Origin of the sequence: Pseudomonas sp. (genome assembly GCF_050739995.1) — a bacterium.
Taxonomy (GTDB): domain Bacteria; phylum Pseudomonadota; class Gammaproteobacteria; order Pseudomonadales; family Pseudomonadaceae; genus Aquipseudomonas.
The window spans coordinates 1-1726 of sequence record NZ_JBOICG010000690.1 but is presented as its reverse complement, the minus strand read 5'-3'; the positions used below and the strand labels follow the sequence as shown (position 1 = coordinate 1726).

The window sequence follows — 1726 nt, the reverse complement described above, 5'->3', positions numbered from 1 at the left end:
GAGCAGACCAACGTCGAGGTCAGCAACCAGAAAGAAGAGACCGAGCAAGTTGCCACGGCAATGAATGAAATGACCGCCACTGTGCACGATGTGGCGCGCAATGCCGAGGAAGCCGCTCAAGCCGCGCAGACAGCAGATGATAAGGTCGACAGCGGCCAGCAAGTGGTACGCCAGAGCTTGCAGCGTATCGAGTTGCTCGCCACCTCCAGCACCAGTGCCAGCGCCAGCATCGAAAGCCTGAGTGCGGAGATCCAGAATATTGGCACTGTGTTGAGTGTGATCAAAAGTGTCGCCGAGCAAACCAATTTACTCGCCCTCAACGCCGCCATCGAGGCGGCCCGCGCGGGTGAGCAAGGCCGCGGTTTTGCGGTGGTGGCCGATGAAGTGCGGGCACTGGCCAAGCGAACTCAACAATCGACCGAGGAAATCGAGCGGCTGGTCAGCACCCTGCGCCACGCGGCGCAATCATCGGTGCAGCAGATCCAGCAGAGCGGCGAGCTGGTGAAACTGGCCGTAAGCGATGCCCTGGAAACCGAAAGCGCCTTGGGCAGCATCGCCGCTGCGGTGTCCTTGATTCAGCAGATGAACCAGCAAATTGCCGCCGCCGCCGAGGAACAAAGTTCGGTGGCTGAAGAGATCAACCGTAGCGTCACCAGCATTCGCGCCAGTGCCGATCAGTCGGCGCTGAGCATGCAAGGCAACGCGGCGTCGAGCATTCAGCTGGCGCAATTGGGGGCGGAACTCAAGGGCATGGTGGGGCACTTCCGCCTTTGATCGCAGCGCAAAGGCCGCGATCAAAGGGTAGGGCGGTCAGGCGTTGTTGGCGAGGAAGGTCAGCAGGGCTTCGTTGACGAAGTCCGGGTTTTCCCGGGCGGAAATATGCCCGGCCTCCGGAATCAGGATCAGGTCGCAGCCGATCAGCGCAGCCATTTCCCGGGATTCGGCAGGAGGGCGGGGCTTATCCTGCTCGCCGCACAGGATCAAGGTGGTATCCGCGTCCAGCCGTGGCAGTTGTTCCAGCAGGTCGGCGCGACTGAAGATCAACCGGCCCAGGGGCACGATGCTTTTCAACAGGCGCTCTTTGGAAAACCCTTGCAGCGCCTTGCGAAAACCCTGATACAGCGCCGATTCACGATCTATTCCCGGCCGGAAGAAGATCGGTGCGATCACATCCAGCAACGGCTCAGGGATAGCGCCGGCGTCTTCGATCATCTTGAACAACGAGAAATAATATTGGCGCGTGGCCTCGGGCTCTGCGCCCAGATAGGTGTCCATCAGCACCAGGCTGTTGATCCGCTCAGGTGCGCTCAAGGCCAGGCGTGCACCCCACATGCCGCCGACCGACAGACCCACCAGGTTGACCTGGGCAATGTCCAGTTGGTCCAGCAGGGTGAGGGTCTGGTGTGCCAAGTCATCCAGGGAATGGGTTTGAGCAGGCAATGGGCCTGATTCACCGTGGCCCCACAGCTCTGGGACGATGACACGGTACTGTTGCGACAGGGCTTCTACCTGCGGAGCCCACATGTGGCGGTCCCACAGGTAGCTGGAGCCCAGCAGGACGACCGGGCCGGTGCCTTGGTCGAGATAGTGCAGCGGTTGTCCATCAATCACGGCGACGGGCATGACGAGCCTCTAGCTTTACGGAGTGAGGGGGACTTTTTTACGCTAGTCGGGAGTACAGGGATAGGTACAAATTGATGGCACCTTGTAGTGAGCGGGCTTGCCC

Annotated in this window: 2 protein-coding genes; one reads left to right on the top strand and one right to left on the bottom strand. The window is 60.7% G+C overall.

Annotated elements, in window-relative coordinates:
* Positions 1 to 774, top strand: a 774-nt coding sequence (locus tag ACRESD_RS23315; protein WP_431753058.1) for a methyl-accepting chemotaxis protein, incomplete at its 5' end; no start/stop codon positions are given.
* 36 nt (positions 775 to 810) lie between these two features.
* Here ACRESD_RS23315 and ACRESD_RS23310 read toward each other — a convergent pair.
* Positions 811 to 1623, bottom strand: coding sequence for an alpha/beta fold hydrolase (locus tag ACRESD_RS23310; protein WP_431753057.1), 813 nt, complete (start codon positions 1621 to 1623; stop codon positions 811 to 813).
* Positions 1624 to 1726 lie beyond the last annotated feature (103 nt).

What these genes read in the sequence shown, in the direction of transcription:
- ACRESD_RS23310 (WP_431753057.1), bottom strand. Translation starts at nt 1,623, where the DNA reads ATGCCCGTCGCCGTGATTGATGGACAACCGCTGCACTATCTCGACCAA.